This is a genomic window from Variovorax sp. 10L421, from assembly GCF_056395365.1.
This window is the reverse complement of sequence record NZ_JBFTJJ010000001.1, coordinates 519,915-537,123: the sequence shown is the minus strand read 5'-3', so window position 1 is coordinate 537,123 and position 17,209 is coordinate 519,915. Positions and strand designations below refer to the sequence as shown.

General features: G+C 67.2%; 19 protein-coding genes. 8 read left to right on the top strand and 11 right to left on the bottom strand.

Features of this window, described 5'->3' with window-relative positions:
* Window positions 1-12: 12 nt before the first annotated feature.
* The 3 genes from AC1DFC_RS02625 to AC1DFC_RS02615 form a co-directional block, all read right to left on the bottom strand.
* Window positions 13-921: a DUF808 domain-containing protein gene (locus tag AC1DFC_RS02625; protein ID WP_007833898.1), complete on the bottom strand. Its 909-nt coding sequence runs from the start codon at window positions 919-921 to the stop codon at window positions 13-15.
* A 118-nt stretch (window positions 922-1,039) separates the two neighbouring features.
* Window positions 1,040-1,732: a PepSY-associated TM helix domain-containing protein gene (locus AC1DFC_RS02620; protein WP_413335150.1), complete on the bottom strand. Its 693-nt coding sequence runs from the start codon at window positions 1,730-1,732 to the stop codon at window positions 1,040-1,042.
* Window position 1,733: 1 nt separating this feature from the next.
* The gene (locus AC1DFC_RS02615; RefSeq protein ID WP_042673438.1) at window positions 1,734-2,252 is read right to left on the bottom strand and encodes a GNAT family N-acetyltransferase; all 519 of its coding nucleotides are present in this window, start codon (window positions 2,250-2,252) and stop codon (window positions 1,734-1,736) included.
* 87 nt (window positions 2,253-2,339) lie between these two features.
* Here AC1DFC_RS02615 and AC1DFC_RS02610 point away from each other — a divergent pair, with 87 nt between their 5' ends.
* Genes AC1DFC_RS02610 through AC1DFC_RS02600 form a run of 3 tightly spaced genes read left to right on the top strand, consistent with a single transcriptional unit; the run spans window position 2,340 to window position 3,060 of the window.
* On the top strand, window positions 2,340-2,489 hold the full coding sequence (locus AC1DFC_RS02610; RefSeq protein WP_007833921.1) for a hypothetical protein: 150 nt from the start codon (window positions 2,340-2,342) through the stop codon (window positions 2,487-2,489).
* Window positions 2,486-2,776, top strand: coding sequence for a VF530 family protein (locus AC1DFC_RS02605; protein WP_413335152.1), 291 nt, complete (start codon window positions 2,486-2,488; stop codon window positions 2,774-2,776). Before AC1DFC_RS02610 ends, AC1DFC_RS02605 begins: the two co-directional genes overlap by 4 nt.
* Window positions 2,773-3,060 carry a 2Fe-2S iron-sulfur cluster-binding protein gene (locus AC1DFC_RS02600; RefSeq protein WP_413314130.1) on the top strand — a complete coding sequence of 96 codons (288 nt, stop codon included), beginning with the start codon at window positions 2,773-2,775 and terminating at the stop codon, window positions 3,058-3,060. The genes AC1DFC_RS02605 and AC1DFC_RS02600 overlap by 4 nt, the downstream gene beginning before the upstream one ends.
* Here AC1DFC_RS02600 and AC1DFC_RS02595 read toward each other — a convergent pair.
* A complete protein-coding gene (locus AC1DFC_RS02595) occupies window positions 3,057-4,370 on the bottom strand; it encodes an MFS transporter (protein ID WP_413335154.1) in 1,314 nt (437 codons plus the stop codon). The two genes, AC1DFC_RS02600 and AC1DFC_RS02595, sit on opposite strands and share 4 nt — an antisense overlap.
* Before the next feature lie 87 nt (window positions 4,371-4,457).
* Between AC1DFC_RS02595 and AC1DFC_RS02590 the strand changes: the two genes are divergently transcribed.
* Entirely contained in the window at window positions 4,458-5,114 is a 657-nt protein-coding gene (locus AC1DFC_RS02590) for an RluA family pseudouridine synthase (RefSeq protein ID WP_478178632.1), read from the top strand.
* A 4-nt stretch (window positions 5,115-5,118) separates the two neighbouring features.
* Here AC1DFC_RS02590 and AC1DFC_RS02585 read toward each other — a convergent pair whose 3' ends face one another.
* From AC1DFC_RS02585 to egtB, 5 genes are all read right to left on the bottom strand, one after another.
* Window positions 5,119-5,559 carry a universal stress protein gene (locus AC1DFC_RS02585; protein WP_007833935.1) on the bottom strand — a complete coding sequence of 147 codons (441 nt, stop codon included), beginning with the start codon at window positions 5,557-5,559 and terminating at the stop codon, window positions 5,119-5,121.
* 117 nt (window positions 5,560-5,676) lie between these two features.
* Window positions 5,677-6,435 (bottom strand): 2OG-Fe dioxygenase family protein, encoded by a 759-nt coding sequence (locus AC1DFC_RS02580; protein ID WP_007833936.1) that lies wholly within the window; start codon window positions 6,433-6,435, stop codon window positions 5,677-5,679.
* A complete protein-coding gene (locus AC1DFC_RS02575; protein ID WP_007833937.1) occupies window positions 6,432-6,716 on the bottom strand; it encodes a DUF427 domain-containing protein in 285 nt (94 codons plus the stop codon). Before AC1DFC_RS02575 ends, AC1DFC_RS02580 begins: the two co-directional genes overlap by 4 nt.
* A gap of 163 nt (window positions 6,717-6,879) precedes the next feature.
* Entirely contained in the window at window positions 6,880-7,776 is an 897-nt protein-coding gene (gene egtD / locus AC1DFC_RS02570; RefSeq protein WP_413334804.1) for an L-histidine N(alpha)-methyltransferase, read from the bottom strand.
* A 113-nt stretch (window positions 7,777-7,889) separates the two neighbouring features.
* Entirely contained in the window at window positions 7,890-9,143 is a 1,254-nt protein-coding gene (gene egtB, locus AC1DFC_RS02565; protein ID WP_413334768.1) for an ergothioneine biosynthesis protein EgtB, read from the bottom strand.
* A gap of 160 nt (window positions 9,144-9,303) precedes the next feature.
* On the opposite strand from egtB, the gene AC1DFC_RS02560 reads away from it, so the two are divergent.
* Window positions 9,304-10,650 (top strand): NAD(P)/FAD-dependent oxidoreductase, encoded by a 1,347-nt coding sequence (locus tag AC1DFC_RS02560; RefSeq protein WP_413314126.1) that lies wholly within the window; start codon window positions 9,304-9,306, stop codon window positions 10,648-10,650.
* A 46-nt stretch (window positions 10,651-10,696) separates the two neighbouring features.
* Here the strand turns inward: AC1DFC_RS02560 and AC1DFC_RS02555 are convergent, their stop codons facing one another.
* Window positions 10,697-11,215: a thermonuclease family protein gene (locus AC1DFC_RS02555; protein WP_007833944.1), complete on the bottom strand. Its 519-nt coding sequence runs from the start codon at window positions 11,213-11,215 to the stop codon at window positions 10,697-10,699.
* Window positions 11,216-11,337: 122 nt separating this feature from the next.
* Between AC1DFC_RS02555 and AC1DFC_RS02550 the strand changes: the two genes are divergently transcribed.
* Window positions 11,338-11,817: a tetratricopeptide repeat protein gene (locus AC1DFC_RS02550; protein WP_007833946.1), complete on the top strand. Its 480-nt coding sequence runs from the start codon at window positions 11,338-11,340 to the stop codon at window positions 11,815-11,817.
* Between the two features lie 119 nt (window positions 11,818-11,936).
* The gene (locus tag AC1DFC_RS02545; protein ID WP_413334770.1) at window positions 11,937-14,939 is read left to right on the top strand and encodes a transglycosylase domain-containing protein; all 3,003 of its coding nucleotides are present in this window, start codon (window positions 11,937-11,939) and stop codon (window positions 14,937-14,939) included.
* 37 nt (window positions 14,940-14,976) lie between these two features.
* Here AC1DFC_RS02545 and AC1DFC_RS02540 read toward each other — a convergent pair whose 3' ends face one another.
* Window positions 14,977-15,954 carry a TRAP transporter substrate-binding protein gene (locus tag AC1DFC_RS02540; protein WP_042673454.1) on the bottom strand — a complete coding sequence of 326 codons (978 nt, stop codon included), beginning with the start codon at window positions 15,952-15,954 and terminating at the stop codon, window positions 14,977-14,979.
* 216 nt (window positions 15,955-16,170) lie between these two features.
* Here AC1DFC_RS02540 and AC1DFC_RS02535 point away from each other — a divergent pair, with 216 nt between their 5' ends.
* Window positions 16,171-17,175 carry a hypothetical protein gene (locus tag AC1DFC_RS02535; protein ID WP_193386552.1) on the top strand — a complete coding sequence of 335 codons (1,005 nt, stop codon included), beginning with the start codon at window positions 16,171-16,173 and terminating at the stop codon, window positions 17,173-17,175.
* Window positions 17,176-17,209 lie beyond the last annotated feature (34 nt).

Below are 17,209 nucleotides of genomic sequence, written 5' to 3'. Positions count from 1 at the left end.
CAACCTGGCCTCTCAGGCCTTCTTGCCGCGCAGCTTGCCGACCAGTTCCACCACGGCCAGCACGATGGCGCCGGCCACGAGGCCCACGCCGGCGTTCACGCCCATCGAGCCCAGCGTGCCGAACACGCCGCCCGTGGCCGTGGCCCAGCCCTCGACCGCATGGCCCAGCGCCGGCAAGCCATGCACCAGGATGCCGCCGCCCACGAGGAACATCGCGGCCGTGCCGGCCACCGACAGCGCCTTCATGAGCCAGGGTGCCGCAGCCAGGATGCCGCGGCCCAGGGCGCGCGATGCGGCGCTGGCGCGCTGGCTCAGGTAGAGGCCCGCGTCGTCGAGCTTCACGATGCCGGCCACGAGGCCATAGACGCCGATGGTCATGATCAGCGCGATGCCGACCAGCACGGTCAACTGCGTCGTGAAAGGCTGGCCCTGCACGGTGCCCAGCGTGATGGCGATGATCTCGGCCGAGAGGATGAAGTCGGTGCGTACCGCGCCCTTGATCTTGTCCTTCTCCATCGCGACCACGTCGACCGAGGCGTCGGCCACGGCCTTCTCGTGGCGCTGGGTGTCGGCTTCGTGCTCCTTCTTGTGCAGGAACTTGTGCGCGAGCTTCTCGGTACCTTCGAAGCACAGGAACGCACCGCCCACCATCAGCAGCGGCGTTACCAGCCACGGCAGCCAGGTGCCGATGGCGAGCGCCGCGGGCACGAGGATGGCCTTGTTGACGAACGAGCCCTTGCACACGGCCCAGACCACCGGAATCTCGCGCTCGGCCTTGACGCCGGACACCTGCTGCGCATTGAGCGCAAGGTCGTCGCCCAGCACGCCGGCCGTTTTCTTGGCGGCGACCTTGGTGAGGATCGACACGTCATCGAGAACGGTCGCGATGTCGTCGAGAAGCAGGAGCAGGCTGGTGGCCATGGGGCAAGATCAGGGCTGAAAAAGAAGCGGCGAGCTTATCCGCAGCCGCCACCCGCCCCCTGCAATAACCGTACGCGGGCGCCCTGAACGGGAGCCGGCATGCGAGCTTGCCGGCGAATCAGAGAGCGCCGAGCGCAATGGCCAGCATCGCGGCCAGCGACACGCCGAACAGCGCCAGGCCCACGCGGCGGCGGCGGTGCGTAAGCATCCACAGCGCCACGCCCGAGATCGACAGGAAGATCAGGCTGCCGGCCAGCGTGTCGACCAGCAGGATCCACGGCAGCGGCATGCTGCCGCCCTTGTGCATGTTGGTGAGCGTGGCAACGAAGCCATTGTGCGTAGTGGCGACGCCGACCGAGCGGTTGCCCTGCCAGTACTCGGCCTGCACGATCTCGTTGGGGCCGCCGAAGTTGAACACCCAGTGCGCCGGCTGCATGAGCGCCGGGGCGCTCTTGTCGCCCGTGTCACTCTTGTCGGCCCAGGCGACGGGCTTGGCCGGTTCGATGCGCGAGGCGCTGGGCGGGCCGCTCATGCGCAGCGCCCCCTGCAACCACAGGCTCATCGCCTCGGGCGTTGCCGGCACCGGATCGGGCAGCGCCAGCTGGGCGCGCGTGCGCTCCTGGGCCTGCGGCAGCTTCAGCACGTTGCGGTGGTTGAGCCAGATGCCGCTGAAACCGAACAGCAGTCCCAGCACCGCGCCCCACAGGCCGAACCAGCCATGGGTGCGGCGAATCCATTGCACGGCGGCGGTGCGGCGCTGGTGCGATCGCACGCGCGCGGCGTGGCCGAGGGTGCTGCCGCCGGCGTCCATGTCAGGAAACGTCGCGCTTGAGGCGGATTTCCTCGACGCGCACCGTGCCCAGGGCGGTGGTCTTGGCGGTCTTCATCTCGCGCTTGAAGCCGGCGAGTTCGTGGAAGCGCATGGCGCGATCGTTGCGGATCGGCACCCAGATGGTGACCGTCGTGCAGCCCTCTTCTTCCAGGCCTTCGCGCGCGGCGTCCCAGAGGGCCACGCCCACGCCCTTGCCCCAATGCTCGGGCTTGACGTAGATCGCCCAGATCTCGCCGGTGGTGGGCGGCGTCTTGGGGTCACGCGAGCGGTCGAAGCCGACGAAGCCGACGATCTGGCCGTCGAGCGTGGCCACGTGCACCTGGGGTTCGCTGAATTCGATGGCTTCGCGCCACTTGGCTTCGCGCGAGGCCGGGGCCAGCATGCGCAGCTCTTCTTCGGGGAGGATGCCTTCGTAGGCGGCCTTGGCGGACAGGGCGTGGACCTCGGCAACGGCCTTGGCGTCGCGCATGGTGGCGGGGCGAACTTCGTAATCTGACATGAATGCGGGAAATCGGATGGAACCGCGTATTGTCGCCGCACCGCTAAACTGCCTGCTGTATCCGTCGCAACAACAGGAGAATTCGACATGGCCAAGGGTCAGCAACGCAGCACCAAGGAAGCGAAGAAACCGAAGAAGGACACTTCGCCACCCAAGCCTGTGGGCACCGGCGGCATCGAGCCCGTGCGCACGATCACCACCGCCGTGATCCCCCGCGGCAAGCTCAAGAACAAGTGACCGGTCAAGCGCCAGCCCCCGCGGCCAAAAAGGCCCAGCCACGCAACCCGTTGCACGGGCTGACGCTGGAAGCCATCGTCACGGCGCTGGTCGACTACTACGGATGGGAGCACCTGAGCGAACTCGTGCCCGTCCGTTGCTTCACGCTCGACCCGAGCGTGAGTTCCAGCCTCAAGTTCCTGCGCAAGACGCCGTGGGCGCGCGAGAAGGTCGAGAGCCTGTACCTCTTCATGCTGCGCGAGCAACGCCGCGAACAGCAGCAACAGGAACCGCCGCCGCAACCATGAAGGTCCGACTCGAGCCCTCGGGCCTCGACTTCGAGACCGACGCCGCCACCACGCTCCTGAAGGCCGCCGAAGAAGCCGGCATCGAACTGCCGAGCTCGTGCCGCAACGGCACCTGCCGCACCTGCATCTGCCGGCGGCTGTCCGGCGAAACCCGCCACACCATCGAATGGCCCGGCCTGAGCGCCGAGGAAAAGGCCGAGGGCTGGATCCTGCCTTGCGTGGCACAGGCGCTGGGCGACCTGACGCTCGACGTGCCCGGCGCTCGCGCCCTGTTCGCGGATTAGGCCGGGGGAGGCCTGGCGGAAGGCGCCGCCACCACCAGCCGGTCCCGCTGCGCCAGCGACGGGAACAGCTTGAACCACGTCAGCGCGACCAGCATCGTCCCCACGCCGCCCGCCACCACCGAGCCGACCGGTCCGAGCAGCGCCGCCGTGGCGCCCGATTCGAACTCGCCGAGCTGGTTGCTCGCGCCGATGAAGATCGAGTTGACCGCGCTCACCCGCCCGCGCATCGCATCGGGCGTCTCGAGCTGCACCAGCGTCTGGCGGATCACCACGTTGACCATGTCGGCGCCGCCCGAGACCGCCAGCGCGATCAGCGAGACGACGAAGCTCTTCGAAATGCCGAACACCACCATGCACACCCCGAAGAGCCCCACGGCCAGCAGCAGCGTGCGCCCCACGTTGCGCTCGACCGGCCGGCGCGTGAGCGCGATGGACATCACCAGCGCGCCCACCGCCGGCGCGCTGCGCAGCAGGCCGAGCCCCCAGGGCCCCGTGTGCAGGATGTCCTTGGCGTAGATCGGCAGCAGCGCCACCGCACCGCCCAGCAGCACCGCGAACAGGTCGAGCGAGACTGCGCCGAGCACGGGCTTGCGCTTCCAGATGAAATCGACGCCCGCGAACACGGTGGCCAGCGTGACCGGTTCGCGCGCGGCCGGCGTGTAGGCATAGCGCAGCCGCAGAACCAGCGCGCAGGCGACCGCAAAGAACGCCACGCTGGCGCCGTAGACCACCGCCATGCCCGCCACGAACAGCAGGCCGCCGAGGGCCGGCCCGCCGATGATCGCGCCCTGCATGCCGGCCGAGCTGAAGGCCATCGCGCGCGACAGCATGGCGGGCGGCACCAGCAGCGGCGTCAGCGCCTGCTGTGCCGGCATCTGGAAGGCGCGCACCGCGCCCAGCACCAGCGACAGCCCCAGCAGCAGGCCGCGCGTGTCGTGCTTCTCGAGCACCGCCAGCAGCAGCGCCAGTGCCACCAGTCCCTGCACCGCGAAGCAGGCCGCCACGATGCGCCCGCGATGGTGGCGGTCGACGACATGGCCGGCCAGCAGCGCCAGCAGCAGTGCGGGTACGAACTGGTAGAGGCCCACGAGGCCCAGGTCCCAGGCGCTGCCGGTGAGCTCGTACATGTGCCAGCCGATGGCCACCAGCAGCATCTGCGAGGCGGCGGTGCCGAACAGCCGCGCCGTCCACATCTGCATGAACGGACGCTCGCGCGTCAGGTCGGAAAAGCCGGGGGAAGAGACCGCGGCGCCCAAGGGAATGGCTGCGGCGTCGGTGGAAGAAGCGGAAACAGGGGCGGGGCCGGACATTCGTTCGAGGATAGCCGAGGCTTCATGAGCGCGGCATGAGAGGGCCAAAACGGGCCTGCAACGGGCTCTCTACACTCGGCGGCATCCATGACCGCGCCGCCGCTCCTGCACCCCCTCCACGAAGACCCCTACCTGCTGGTGTTCGACAAGCCCGCCGGCCTGCTCTGCGTGCCCGGCCGCGGCGAGGACAAGCAGGATTGCCTGAGCGCGCGCGCAATGCGGCAGTGGCCCGACGCGCTGATCGTGCATCGCCTCGACATGGGCACGAGCGGGCTGGTGGTGATGGCACGCGGCATCCCCATGCAGCGCGCGCTGAGCGCGGCCTTTGCCAAGCGGCGGGTGCACAAGCGCTATGAAGCCGTCGTCGACGGCGCGATGCCGGTGCGGGCAGACTGGTCGCTGATCGACGCGCCGCTGATGGCCGACTGGCCGCGCCGGCCACTGCAGAAGATCGATCCTGCGGGCAAGCCCAGCGTCACGCGGTGGAAGGCGGTGTCGCTGCTACCCGGCGCGCCCGCCGCGACCCACGTGCTGCTGGAGCCGCTGACGGGCCGCTCGCATCAGCTGCGCGTGCACCTGCTCTCGATCGGCCATCCGATCCTCGGTGATGCGCTGTACGGCGATGCAGCCCTGCAAGCGCGTGCGCCGCGCCTGTTGCTGCACGCGAGCGAGTTGGGATTCGTGCACCCGGTGACGCAGCAAGACCTTTGCTTCAATCGGCCGCCCGATTTCATCGTCTCCTGAGCGATCAGCCGCCCTTGACGACCAGCACGGGCATGTTGGCGTCCTGCAGCACGCGCTGCGTCACGCTGCCCAGCAGCAGTTTCTCGATGCCGCTGCGGCCGTGCGAGCCCATCACGATCAGGTCGGCCGCGATGGCGATGGCCGTATCGACGATGCCTTCGTGCACCACGTGGCCGTCGATCACGCGCTGGTCGCTGTGAAGGCCTTCGGCCGCGAGCGCCGCCACGCCGCGCGCGAGCGCCGCATTGGCACTGGCCGTGGCTGCGGCGAGGTATTCGTTCTGGCCGAGCGCGTAGTCCGCGCCCACACCGATGAAGGGATAGTTGTCGATCACGTGAATCAACGTGATGCGGCTACCGAAAGCCAGCGCGAGGCCGCTGGCCTTGCTGACGGCGAGCATGGAAGTTTCGGAGCCGTCGATCGGAACCAGGATGTGATTGAACATGGCGGGACCTCGCTTTCGTCGCAGACAGACACGACTCACCGTCGAGCCGGACCCCGAATTTAACCCCGATGCCGGAGGGAACCTGTAGGACTCAAGGCAGCGACGGGAAACGGGGCGTCAATCCCCCTGGAAACCCTTGGCCCGGCAAGTGATCACGAGCGTGTCGCGCCAGCCTTCGCCGCCCTCCTCGAGCGGCTGGATCGGCGTCGATTCATGGATCACACGCGCGTCGTCGAGCAGCAGCAGGGTCCACGGTTCGGTCATGGTGAAGCGCTCGCCGCGGCGGCCATTGGCCTCGAACACGCGCGTCTCGCCGCCCTTGATGCCGTGCCTGCCGACGAGTGCCACGGCCACGAGATCGACCCCATCGCGGTGCGCACCTTCGGGCGTCGGCCGGCCGATGCCGCCGGCGGTGTCGATGCGGAACTGGTGCGCTTCCACGTACCAGCGCTGCCGTGTCGTGCCACGCATGTCGCTGCAGGCCTTGCCGAGCTGCCGCAGCAGCCGCTGCCACACGGGTTGTGCCACGGTGGCATCGAGCATCGGCGCAAACCAGCGCTGCATGCCGCCGTGCAGCGCGTTGTATTCGACCGGCTGCCAGTGCGCGCGGTGCGGCACCTGCGTGAGCGTGGCGTGGTCGTCGGCTTCGATGGTGAAACAGGCGTGGCGCCGAGTGCGGTAGCGGCCACCGTCCTTCAGGTAGTCGTCGGGCGGGAGGCCGTTCCAGTCGGCGTGCAGTGCATCGAGCTGCGCGATCGGTGCGCCAAGCCATTCGCCCACACCCTGCGGGCTGAGTACCGCATAGCCTTGCTCGCGCAGTGCGGCGGGCAGCTCGGCCGGGGCGATGAACGGCGGAGTGAAGGCGGCCGTGGTCACTGCGCGCTGACCTTCACGTCCTTCCAGAACGCGACGCGGTCGCGGATCTCTTCGGCTTCGGGCTTGGGGTCGGCGTAGTACCAGGCGGCGTCGGTGTGGAGCTCGCCGTTGACCAGCAGCGAGTAGTAGCTGGCCGAGCCCTTCCAGGCGCAGGTGGTCTTGTGGTTGCTGAAGGTGACGTAGTCGCGGTTGAGTGCGCTCATCGGGAAATAGTGATTGCCTTCGACGATCACGGTGTCGTCGCTTTCGGCGATGGTGACGCCGTTCCAGGTTGCTTTCATGGTCTTGGCTCCAGGGGGAGGGTTGCGGGGCGCTGGCCGTTGCGCTGCCGCACGGGGCCGGGGTATTGTGCCGTTTGCTTGGCACAGTCGCTTTCTTCGTTGCTGTATGTGCCCTGTTGGGGTGTTTGTTTTTCGGGGCCGGGTCTCGGCCCCGGAAGCAAACCTAGGCAACCAGCCAGTGAACACTAAAAAGCTTCTCCGGATCCGTCCAGACAGCCCCAGGTCGAAACCCGGCCCGAACAGCCAAGGCACGAAGCCCTTCAACAGTGAACTTGTGCGAGTACTCCGTATGAATGGTCTCGCCCTCCTCGAACCCGAACGTCTCCCCATTCAGCGAAACGCTCTGAGCCACCCGGCTCACAAGATGCATCTCGATCCTCTGCCGAGGCGCGTTATAGAACGCCGCATGCGCAAACCCGTCAAGATCGAAGTCCGCATCGAGCTCGGCATTGGCGCGCCGCAGGAGATTCAGATTGAAGTCCGCAGTCACCCCTTGCGCATCGTTGTAAGCCGCATGCAGCCGCCCCGGATCCTTGACCAGGTCCACGCCAATCAAGAGCCCTCCGCCACGCAACATCCGGGCAGCCAGTTGCAGGAAGGCCAGTGCCTCTTCAGGCTCGAAATTCCCGATCGTCGACCCCGGGAAAAAACCGACGCGCCGCCCGGCACCCGCCACGGGCGCGGGCAGCACCAAGGGCATCGTGTAGTCAGCGGCAATGGGCTGCACCACCAGCTCCGGATAGTCGGCCTTCAGCCGCTGCGCAGCAGCCTCCAGATGCTCGCCGGAAATATCGATGGGCAGATAGCGCTTGGGCGAGTCGAGCGCATCGAGCAGCAGCCGCACCTTCGTCAACGACCCCGCACCGAACTCCACGATCTCCGCATTCGGCCCGATCTGCCCGGCGATCTCCCCTGCGCACTCGCCAAGAATGCGCAGCTCGGTGCGCGTCGGGTAGTACTCGGGCAGTTCGCAGATCCGGTCGAACAGCCGCGAACCCGCCGCGTCGTAAAAAAACTTCGGCGAAATGCGGCGTGGCGACCGCGCGAGCCCGGCCTGCATCTCGCGTCCGAACTCGGACAACGGCGCGGCGGCTGCGGGCGCAGACGAAGCGCGCGGCTTCGCGGCAGGCACGAACGACAGCGATGAGGACGAGGAAGTTGGATTGCGCATGATCAAAGGTCTTTCGCGAGCCGCAGCCCCGAGAACTGCCAGCGCGCCGCCGGCGGAAAGAAGTTGCGGTAGCTGGGCCGCGTGTGCCCCGCCGGCGTGGCCACGCTGCCACCGCGCAACACCAGTTGCCCCACCATGAACTTGCCGTTGTATTCGGCAGCGATGCCGGGCATCGGCCGGAAGCCGGGGTACGGGTCGTATGAGGAACGCGTCCACTGCCAGACATGGCCGGCCATCTGCGCGATGCCGGGCGCATCGAACGCGGCCTCCCATTCGAATTCGGTCGGCAGCCGCGCGCCGGCCCATTCGGCATACGCGGCGGCTTCATAGAAACTGAGCTGCGAGACGGGTGCATCGGCCTCCATCGGCCGCACACCATGCAGGCCGAACACATGCCAGCCCGCAGCACCCTGCGGCTGCGAACCGAAGCCCAGCCGCGGATCGTCGGACGCGAGCCAGTACGCCGGATGCCGCCACCCGTTCGCCTGCACGGCGGCCCAGCCGTCGGACAGCCAGAGCTCGGGCCGCTGGTAGCCGCCATCCGCGATGAACTGCGCGTAGTCGCCGCAGTTCACCAGCCGGTCGGCAATCGCATGGGGCTGCAGCAGGGCCTTGTGGCGCGGCGTCTCGTTGTCGAATGAGAAGCCCTGCCCCGCATGCCCCACCTCGGCCACGCCACCGGGCTGCGCGAGCCAGCGCGCAGCCGGCGGTACCGCGGCCAGCCGCAGCGCAGGCCCGCCGGCCGGCTTGTAGGCCGGCAGCAGCGGATTGCATGACAGCGCGTGCAGGATATCGGTGAGCAGCAGTTCCTGGTGCTGCTGCTCGTGGTTCAGCCCGAGCGTGACGATGGGCTCGACGGTGGCCCAGTCGAGCCCGCCCTCTTCCAGCAGCGCGACCACCGCCTCGTCCACGTGCCGGCGATAGGCATGCACCTCGTCCACCGACGGCCGCGTCAGCAGGCCCCGCTGCGGGCGCGGGTGGCGCGGCCCCAGCGCCTCGTAGTACGAGTTGAAGAGATAGTGAAAGCGCACATCGAAAGGCTGGTAGCCCGCCGCATGCGGCTGCAGCAGCACGGTCTCGAAGAACCACGTGGTGTGCGCGAGGTGCCACTTGGTCGGACTCGCGTCGGGCATGGACTGGATGCACTGGTCTTCGGCGGAAAGCGGGGCGGCAAGCGCCAGGCTCGCTGCACGCACCTCGCGAAACCTGTCGCGCAGTGCGCTCGCCGCCTGTGTGATCGGCCGGGAAAGCGTCATGGAATCTCCAGTCGGGTCAGCCGCAAGTTGTAGCCCATCCGGGCCGCGGCGGCGCGTAGGACAAAACGCCGCCGGCCCGCCGCGAGCACATCGGCAAAAAGGGCAGCCACTGTGGCACAAGATGGAAGCACGTGCAGGGCGGCTGCGTATCATTCGCCGCATGCAAACGACCAACCCCTCGGGCAGGCCCCAAGTCGTCATCGTCGGCTGCGGCTTCGGCGGGCTCGAAGCCGCGCGCAAGCTGCAGAACGCCGACGTGGACGTGACGGTGATCGACAAGACCAACCACCACCTGTTCCAGCCGCTGCTGTACCAGGTGGCGACCGCGGGGCTGGCGGCGCCGTCGATCGCGGCGCCGGTGCGCGCGCTGTTCCGCAAGCAGCCGAACATCACGACGCTGCTCGGCGAAGTGGCCGGCATCGACCCGGCGACGCGGTCCGTGCACCTGGCCAACGGCGACCGGGTGCCGTACGACCACCTGATCGTCGCGGCGGGCGCCACGCACAGCTACTTCGGGCACGACGAATGGGCGCCCGTGGCGCCGGGACTGAAGACGCTGGCCGATGCCTTCGAGATCCGCCGCCGCGTTCTGCTGTCGTTCGAAAGCGCCGAAATCACGGCCGACCTGGAACACCGCCGAGCCCTGCTCACCTTCGTGGTGATCGGCGCGGGCCCCACGGGCGTCGAGATGGCCGGCACGCTGGCCGAGATCGCCAAGCACACGCTGTCGGGCGAGTTCCGCCACATCGACCCTGGCAGTGCCCAGGTGCTGCTGGTCGAAGGCGGTCCGCGCGTGCTGCAGGCCATGCCCGAATCGCTGAGCCGGAAGGCGCTCGAACAGCTGGAGAAGCTGGGTGTCGAAGTGCGGCTCAATGCGCGCGTGACCTCCATCGACGCCACCGGGCTTGAAGTGCAGACCGGCGGCGGCGCGGACGGTGCACCCGTCGAGAGCTACCGGATCGATAGCAGCTGCGTGGTGTGGGCGGCCGGCGTGGCAGCATCGCCGCTGGGCCGCATGCTGGGCACGGCCACCGGCGTCGAGTGCGACCGCGCGGGCCGCATCAAGGTCGAGCCCGACCTGAGCCTGGCGGGCCGTCCCGAGATCAGCGTGGTCGGCGACCTCGCGGCCGCCATGAGCCACGCGCCCGGCAAGCCGCCCAAGCCGGTGCCCGGGGTGTCGCCCGGCGCCAAGCAGATGGGCCGTGCAGCCGCCGCCAACATCCTGCGCCGCATCGCGGGCCAGCCGACGGTGCCGTTCCGCTATGCCGACTACGGCAACCTCGCCACCATCGGCCGCAACTCGGCCGTGGTCGACCTGGGCACGCCCTTCGGCCCGCTGCGCTTCAGCGGCCGGCTCGCGTGGCTGTTCTGGCTGTTCGCGCACGCGTACTTCCTGATCGGCTTTCGCAATCGCATCGTCGTGATGATGGATTGGGCCGGCGCCTACTGGAGTTTCCAGCGCAACGCGCGCGTGGTGGCGGAAGTGCAAGGCAAGAGCGAATCCTGAGCGATGCCCTCCTCGCCAGCGGCCTCAGGCTCCGATCACACCGCCGTCAGAAGAAGCTGCCCCAGTGCGGCTGCTCGTCGCGCTGCTGCCTGCGCCATTCCCAGGGCGGGGTGGGCTTCGAGTCGGCCCACAGGCCCAGGCGCCGGGCGCGCGCGCTGTCCTGCAGCCTGAACAGCCCGCCGCCGCGCCGGGTGGCCAGGTGGTTGTAGTCGTACACCCAGGCCCAGCCTTCGGCCACCATGCGGCTGCCGGCGTCCTCGCCGTTGCAGCTCACGTCGGCCACCGTGCGGCCGTAGCGGTCGGTGTCGATCTCGGTGATGAGCGCCTGCTCCCGAAAGCAGATGTTGCTCAGCGCCTGCCTGCTGCGCTGGCCGTAGGGCTGGGCTTTCTCGGGCGCGTCGATGGCGGCGATGCGCACCTTCACGCGCTCGTAGGCGCCGATTCGGCCGCAGCGGGCCGTGAGCGTGTCGCCGTCGCTGATGCCGACGACGAGGCAGGTGCGCGGAGCGGCCTGGGTGAGAAGAGGAAAGGCAAGAAGAACGATGGGCAGCGCGCGAAAGTGCATGGAAGAGCCGGATGTGGGCAGAATGGCCGGACCGATCGAGGCTAAGTGATCCGTGCGCAGGGAGGGGTCGGGACACAGATTTTTTCTTTCTTCTGAACCGCGCTTCGAAGGAGACCCCTCACATGCAGGAACCCACCCGGGACGACTGGTTTTTCGCGGCGAACGACGCGTGGGACGCCGGCGCGCACAAGAAGGCGCTGTCGCTGTTTCTCAAGGCGGCGGCCGCGGGCGAGGCCCACGCGCTCAACAGCGTCGGCTACTTCCTCGACCACGGCATCGGCGTGAAGCAGGACAGCGCCGCTGCGCGCGACTGGTACCGCAAGGCCGCCAGGGCCGGCGATATCGCGGGCTGCGCCAATCTCGCCATCTGCTATCGCGACGAAGGCAACTTCCGCTGGGCCCGCTTCTGGTTCGAGCGCGCCTATGCGCAAGGCGACGGCGACGCGGCGCTGGAACTGGGACGGCTCTTTCTCTGGGAAGGACCGAACCAGAATCACCGCAAGGTGGTCGACTACCTGACGAAGGCGATGGCCTCCTCGTATGTCAGCGTGGACGGGAAGAAGGAAGCCGGCAGGCTGCTGAAGTCGCTGGGCCGGAAGTAGGAAAGGCAAGGACGCCCGGGCCAGTTGGCTGGCGCGATCTTACCCATGCCAAATCGACGCGAAAAAGAGCATCATCGTCACTGACGAACCCACGGTGCAGACTGTTCGCGAGGCAGAGCATGACATGGTTCAAGAAGCTTTTCTGGGTCGGCGCCGGGGTCGCCGTGGGGGGCACGCTTGCCGTATTCGCGGTAGACGAACTGAAGACTTCCCGGCTGCAATCGGCCCTGTGGCGCGACCTCGGCAACGGTGCCAGCTTCAGCGTCGGCAACGGTGCCAGCGATGCCATCCGCTTTCCCCACACCGGACCTTACGACGAGCGGCTGGGCTATCACGATCTTCCCGACTTCATCCAGCGCCTGGACTCCCAGGGCTACGCCATCACCCGCCAGGCCCGCCTGTCGCCTCGGCTGATCGAACTGCAGGAGCGCGGGCTCTTCATCCCGTACCGAGAGAAGAACCAGGCCGGCCTGGCCGTGCGCGACTGCCGCAATGCGGCACTGCTGCACACGCGTGTGCCTCAGCGCGCATACGAGCGCTTCGAGGACGTGCCGCCGCTGCTGGTGAGCGCCCTGCTGTTCGTCGAAGACCGCCACCTGCTGGACGCGGAGCCGGCGCAGCGCAACCCCGCGATCGATCCGGAACGCTTCGCGAAGGCCGCGCTCGAGCAGGCGCTGCGGGCGGTCAGCCTGAGCCCTACGGCGACGGGCGGCAGCACGCTGGCGACCCAGATCGAGAAGTACCGCCACTCGCCGCAAGGCCGCACCGGGTCGGTCCGCGACAAGCTGCGCCAGATGGCATCGGCCTCGCTGCGTGCCTACCAGGACGGTGAGGACACGCAGGCGCGGCGCCGCCAGATCGTCGTCGACTACCTCGACACGGTGCCGCTGGCCGCACGCCCGGGCATGGGCGAGGTGCACGGCCTGGGCGACGGCCTGTGGGCCTGGTATGGACGCGACTTCGGCGAAGTGAACCGCCTGCTCGCCGACAACGCCGAGGGGACGGCGCTCACCGACGAAGCGCTGCGGCAGCAGGCCGAGGCCTTCAAGCAGGCACTGTCGCTGATGATCGCGCAGCGCCGACCGTCGCAGCACCTGCTCGGCGACGGCACAGGCCTTGGCCGGCTGACCGACAGCTACCTGCGGCTGATGGCCGAGGCAGGCCTGATTTCGCCCGAGCTGCGCGATGCGGCCCTGCCACTGCCCCTGCGGCTGCGGCCCGAACTGCCGCCAACGCCCCGGCCGGACTTCGTGCAGCGCAAAGCCGCGACTGCACTGCGCACCCACATCTCCACGCTGCTCGGCGTGCCGCGCGCCTACGACCTGGAGCGGCTGGACCTCGAGGCCGAGACCAGCCTGGACGGCGAGGCGCAGGCGATGGTGGCGCGGGTGCTGGCCGGCCTGCGGACGCCCGCCGCGGCCAAGGCTGCGGGATTGTTCGGCTTCCACCTGCTCGATCCGGGTGCGGACCCGGGCCCGCTGGTCTACAGCTTCACGCTGTTCGAGCGGGGCGCGCAGGAGAACCTGCTGCGCGTTCAGGCCGACAACATCGACCAGCCCTTTGACGTGAACCAGGGCGCGCGGCTGGACCTCGGCTCGACCGCCAAGCTGCGCACCCTGGTGAGCTACCTGGAGCTCGTGGCCGAGTTGCACGCCCGCTGGGCCGACCTCTCCCCCGCCCAGCTCTCGGCGCTGGAGAACAATCCGCGCGACCCGCTGGGCGCGTGGGCGCGGCAGTACCTCCTGCGCGCCAAGGATCGCCGCCTCGCGCCGATGCTCGAGGCGGCCATGGAGCGGAAGTACTCGGCCAACCCCGGCGAGGCCTTCTTCACCGGCGGCGGCCTGCATCAGTTCGCGAACTTCGAGCGCTCGAGCGACAGCGAAACGATGACGGTGCGCGAGGGCTTCAAGCATTCGGTCAACCTGGTGTTCATCCGCCTGATGCGCGACCTAGTGCGCCACCACATGTTCGGCGGCGCGTCGGACGCCGAGCGCCTGCTGAACGACCCTGCCGACCCGCGCCGGCGCGAGTTGCTCGCGCGCTTTGCCGATCGCGAAGGCTCGGCCTTCCTCGTCCGCTTCTATCGCAAGTACCAGCACCGGTCGGCTGCGGAGGCCGAAGCCCTGCTGCTGCAGGGCCTGAGGCCATCGGCGCCGCGCCTGGCGAGCGTGCTGTTCACGATCGAGCCCGAGGCCAGCGACGCGCGGCTCGACGAGCTTCTCGTGCAGCGGCTGGGCCGCGGCGCCGGCTCGCCGCGCGCATTGCGGGCGCTGCGCAGTACCTACGCCGGCTTGTCGCTCGCCGATCGCGGCTACGTCGCGCGCGTGCATCCGCTGGAGCTCTGGCTTGTCGGTTTCCTGCAGCGCCAACCCGGCGCCTCGCTGACCCAGGTGCTGGAGGCGAGCGCGCGTGAACGCCAGGAAACCTACGCCTGGCTCTTCAAGACGCGCCACAAGAGCGCGCAGGACAAGCGCCTGCGCGAGCTGATCGAGCTCGACGCCTTCGCGCAGGTTCATCGCTCGTGGCAGCGCCTGGGCTACCCCTTCGCATCGCTGACGCCGTCCTACGCGAGCGCGATCGGCGCGTCGGGCGACCGGCCGGCTGCCCTGGCGGAACTGATGGGCATCCTCGTCAACGACGGTGTACGGCTGCCCACGCAACGAATCGGTGCACTGCACTTCGGGCGCGACACGCCCTACGAGACACGGCTGGAACCGCGCAACGCGAGCGCCGAACGGCTGCTGCCCGCGGAGGTGGTCGCGACGGTACGGCGCGCGCTGGTCGAGGTGGTGAACGACGGCACGGCACGGCGCCTGAAGGGCTCGCTCGTGGACACGCATGGCCGCGCGATCGAGATCGGTGGCAAGACCGGCACCGGAGACCATCGCTACGAGAAGACCGACCGGAACGGACGGGTGATCTCGGAGCGCAAGATCGATCGATCGGCCACCTTCGTGTTCATGATCGGAGACCGCTACTTCGGCACCATCATGGCTTATGTGCACGAGCCCTATGCCGCTCGCTATCGGTTCACGAGCGCGCTGCCGACCCAGTTGCTGAAGTCGCTGGGTCCGCAGCTACTGCCAGTGCTCCAGCGCAACGGGTGCGGGGGAGATCGATAAGACCGACGCGGGATCTATCGCCGCCCTGCTGCTTTCCTCACTGCTTGCCGACGATGGCAAATAGCGCGGCCCGGGTTGTGGGATCAGCCATGTACTTGGCGTAGAGCGGCGACATTCTCCGGATGTATGAAGAAAAGTCCTGCACGTTGGAAAACTGGGCGCCTTCTTTCGTCACGGCAGCACGTGCGGAGACGACTCGTTTCTCCCAGAGCTCCCGCATCAGGTTCGCCGATTTTTTCCCGGCCTTCTGGAACACCGCTTTTTCGTCCGCACTGAGCCGGTTCCACAGTTTGGTGGAGACGACCAATGCTTCGGGAGAAATCATGTGGCTGTCCAGCAATGTGTATTTGGCCGCCTTGTAGTGTCCGGTGGCTTCGTAGGAGACCATGTTGCCTTCGGCGCAATCGATCGTTCCCTTCTGGAACCCATCGAGCACGTCCTTGTAGGGCACCACCACCGGAATGGCGCCCAGCAGCTTGACCATCTCGATGTAGACCTCGGACTGTTGCACCCGAACTTTCTGGCCAACAAGATCTTCTCGCGTGGTCAATGGTTTGTTGGCGCAATAGAACGACCGAGCGCCCCCGTCATACCAGCCGAGCACCACGTAACCCGAAGCCTGCAGTGTCTGCGCCAGTCGCGCCCCTATTTCGCCATCCAGGTAGCGAAACATGTGGGCCGAGTCCGTGAACAGGAACGGGAGATTGAATGCCTTGAGTTCCGGCGCCGCTTCGGACAGTGGCGCCGAATTGAACTCGGCGACATCGATCTCGCCGGCCTTGAGCATCGCTACAGCCTTGCCCTGGTCTCCCAGAACAGCGTTGGAAAACAGCTCGATCTTGTATTTCCCCTTGGTTGCCGCATCCACTTCCTGAATGAAGCTTTTCATCGCCTCCGTCACCGGGTAGCCATCGGGGTGGGTGTTCCAGGCTCGCAACGATGTTTGAGCGTTGGCGGCAACGCCCCCCAAACAGAGGGCCGAGAGGACAAGACTGCAAAGCCGAGAGGAGCGCATAGATAACTTTTTTACAACGAATGTGTTGCAAAGAATAACGGAGAGGATCTTCTGAATCCTGACCATCGAAGTCAGCTTGCGCCCTGCTTTTGAATATGTTTGTACTCATTGCAGTGCAGCTTCAAATAGGGTAGCGCCTGTGAAGCCAGTAATTTCCCCGGCCGATCATGCGATGAAGCGCAAGCACGGCCGCGGGCTCGATCTCGAGAAGATAGTTTGCCTACCCGTCCAGGCAAAGTCGAGCGAGTAGATATTGGGCTGTACTGCGTGCGGCGCAGCAACCTTCAGCGCGCCCGTTGTTTCGAGGCGCTGCGGATCACCTCGATCGAGGTTTGGCTGCTCACGCCGGTTTCGTCGCGCAAGCTGTTGGACAACGGTCTGAACATTGAGCGACTGCGGTGCGCGTTGTTGGAGTCTTGTCACTGCGGAAATCGCCCGATTGCCCCACTGGCGCGCCATGGCGATCTCTCATATGCTGCCGACGTGTACCAGCCACACCCCAGCCAGAGTCTCACCGCGATGTTCCGCGACAAGCCCTACCAAGGTGCCCGGCCGGAAAGTGCGGAGTTCGTCTTCGTGGGGCTAGATGCGAACTACGACGCTCAGATCGAAAGCAGTCCTGCCTACCCCCGTGTGTGGGAGTATCACGACGATGGCGTTGCCTTCTGGTGGCGCCAGAAGGTGCACCACCCGTTTCTTCTGACCGATTACAGGGGTGACGGCCAACACTATCACCGCAACTTCGCACGGACGGGTTTCGAGCCGGAGGACGCGTGCCGCGTGTCGTTTGTCGAACTACTGCACATCCCGACTGTCGGTCGCAGTAAGTTAGTGGCGAAGGACCTGGACCTCGCGCACTTGAAATGGCTGGATGGGATCATCTGGCGTGGTGCCAAGCGGAACGTCTTTCTGTCGGATAAGGTGATCAGGCTCATGCTCGACAGCAGGCGCTTGCTCGACAGCAGGCTCTTCTTCGATCTGCCCGAACCTATTGCGAACCACGTGCTCCCTACGCTGCACAAGATTAAAGAGACGACGATCTACCAGCACCTGCACTTCTCCAACTGGGGACGACGCCTGATGCTTGAGGCGGCCGCCATCGCTCGTCTGCGTACTGACTCGCCGCACCTCTTGCCGTGCTCACTCTGCGCTGAACATAAGGACGCGGCGCATCCGGATGATTGGCTTGGACGCATTGGCCCGGATCGAGAACTGCACTGACCTCACCGGCCGCCGCCACCAAGGTTCAGCAGCA

Bases quoted from the DNA above. Each gene is read 5' to 3' on its own strand.
- AC1DFC_RS02625 (WP_007833898.1), bottom strand. From the start codon at position 921: ATGGCCACCAGCCTGCTCCTGCTTCTCGACGACATCGCGACCGTTCTC.
- egtB (WP_413334768.1), bottom strand. From the start codon at position 9,143: ATGACGCTTTCCCGGCCGATCACACAGGCGGCGAGCGCACTGCGCGAC.
- AC1DFC_RS02610 (WP_007833921.1), top strand. From the start codon at position 2,340: ATGGCCAAGGGTCAGCAACGCAGCACCAAGGAAGCGAAGAAACCGAAG.
- AC1DFC_RS02585 (WP_007833935.1), bottom strand. From the start codon at position 5,559: ATGTTCAATCACATCCTGGTTCCGATCGACGGCTCCGAAACTTCCATG.
- AC1DFC_RS02555 (WP_007833944.1), bottom strand. From the start codon at position 11,215: ATGCACTTTCGCGCGCTGCCCATCGTTCTTCTTGCCTTTCCTCTTCTC.
- AC1DFC_RS02615 (WP_042673438.1), bottom strand. From the start codon at position 2,252: ATGTCAGATTACGAAGTTCGCCCCGCCACCATGCGCGACGCCAAGGCC.
- AC1DFC_RS02575 (WP_007833937.1), bottom strand. From the start codon at position 6,716: ATGAAAGCAACCTGGAACGGCGTCACCATCGCCGAAAGCGACGACACC.
- AC1DFC_RS02620 (WP_413335150.1), bottom strand. From the start codon at position 1,732: ATGGACGCCGGCGGCAGCACCCTCGGCCACGCCGCGCGCGTGCGATCG.
- egtD (WP_413334804.1), bottom strand. From the start codon at position 7,776: ATGCAGGCCGGGCTCGCGCGGTCGCCACGCCGCATTTCGCCGAAGTTT.
- AC1DFC_RS02595 (WP_413335154.1), bottom strand. From the start codon at position 4,370: ATGTCCGGCCCCGCCCCTGTTTCCGCTTCTTCCACCGACGCCGCAGCC.
- AC1DFC_RS02590 (WP_478178632.1), top strand. From the start codon at position 4,458: ATGACCGCGCCGCCGCTCCTGCACCCCCTCCACGAAGACCCCTACCTG.
- AC1DFC_RS02545 (WP_413334770.1), top strand. From the start codon at position 11,937: ATGACATGGTTCAAGAAGCTTTTCTGGGTCGGCGCCGGGGTCGCCGTG.
- AC1DFC_RS02600 (WP_413314130.1), top strand. From the start codon at position 2,773: ATGAAGGTCCGACTCGAGCCCTCGGGCCTCGACTTCGAGACCGACGCC.
- AC1DFC_RS02550 (WP_007833946.1), top strand. From the start codon at position 11,338: ATGCAGGAACCCACCCGGGACGACTGGTTTTTCGCGGCGAACGACGCG.
- AC1DFC_RS02540 (WP_042673454.1), bottom strand. From the start codon at position 15,954: ATGCGCTCCTCTCGGCTTTGCAGTCTTGTCCTCTCGGCCCTCTGTTTG.
- AC1DFC_RS02560 (WP_413314126.1), top strand. From the start codon at position 9,304: ATGCAAACGACCAACCCCTCGGGCAGGCCCCAAGTCGTCATCGTCGGC.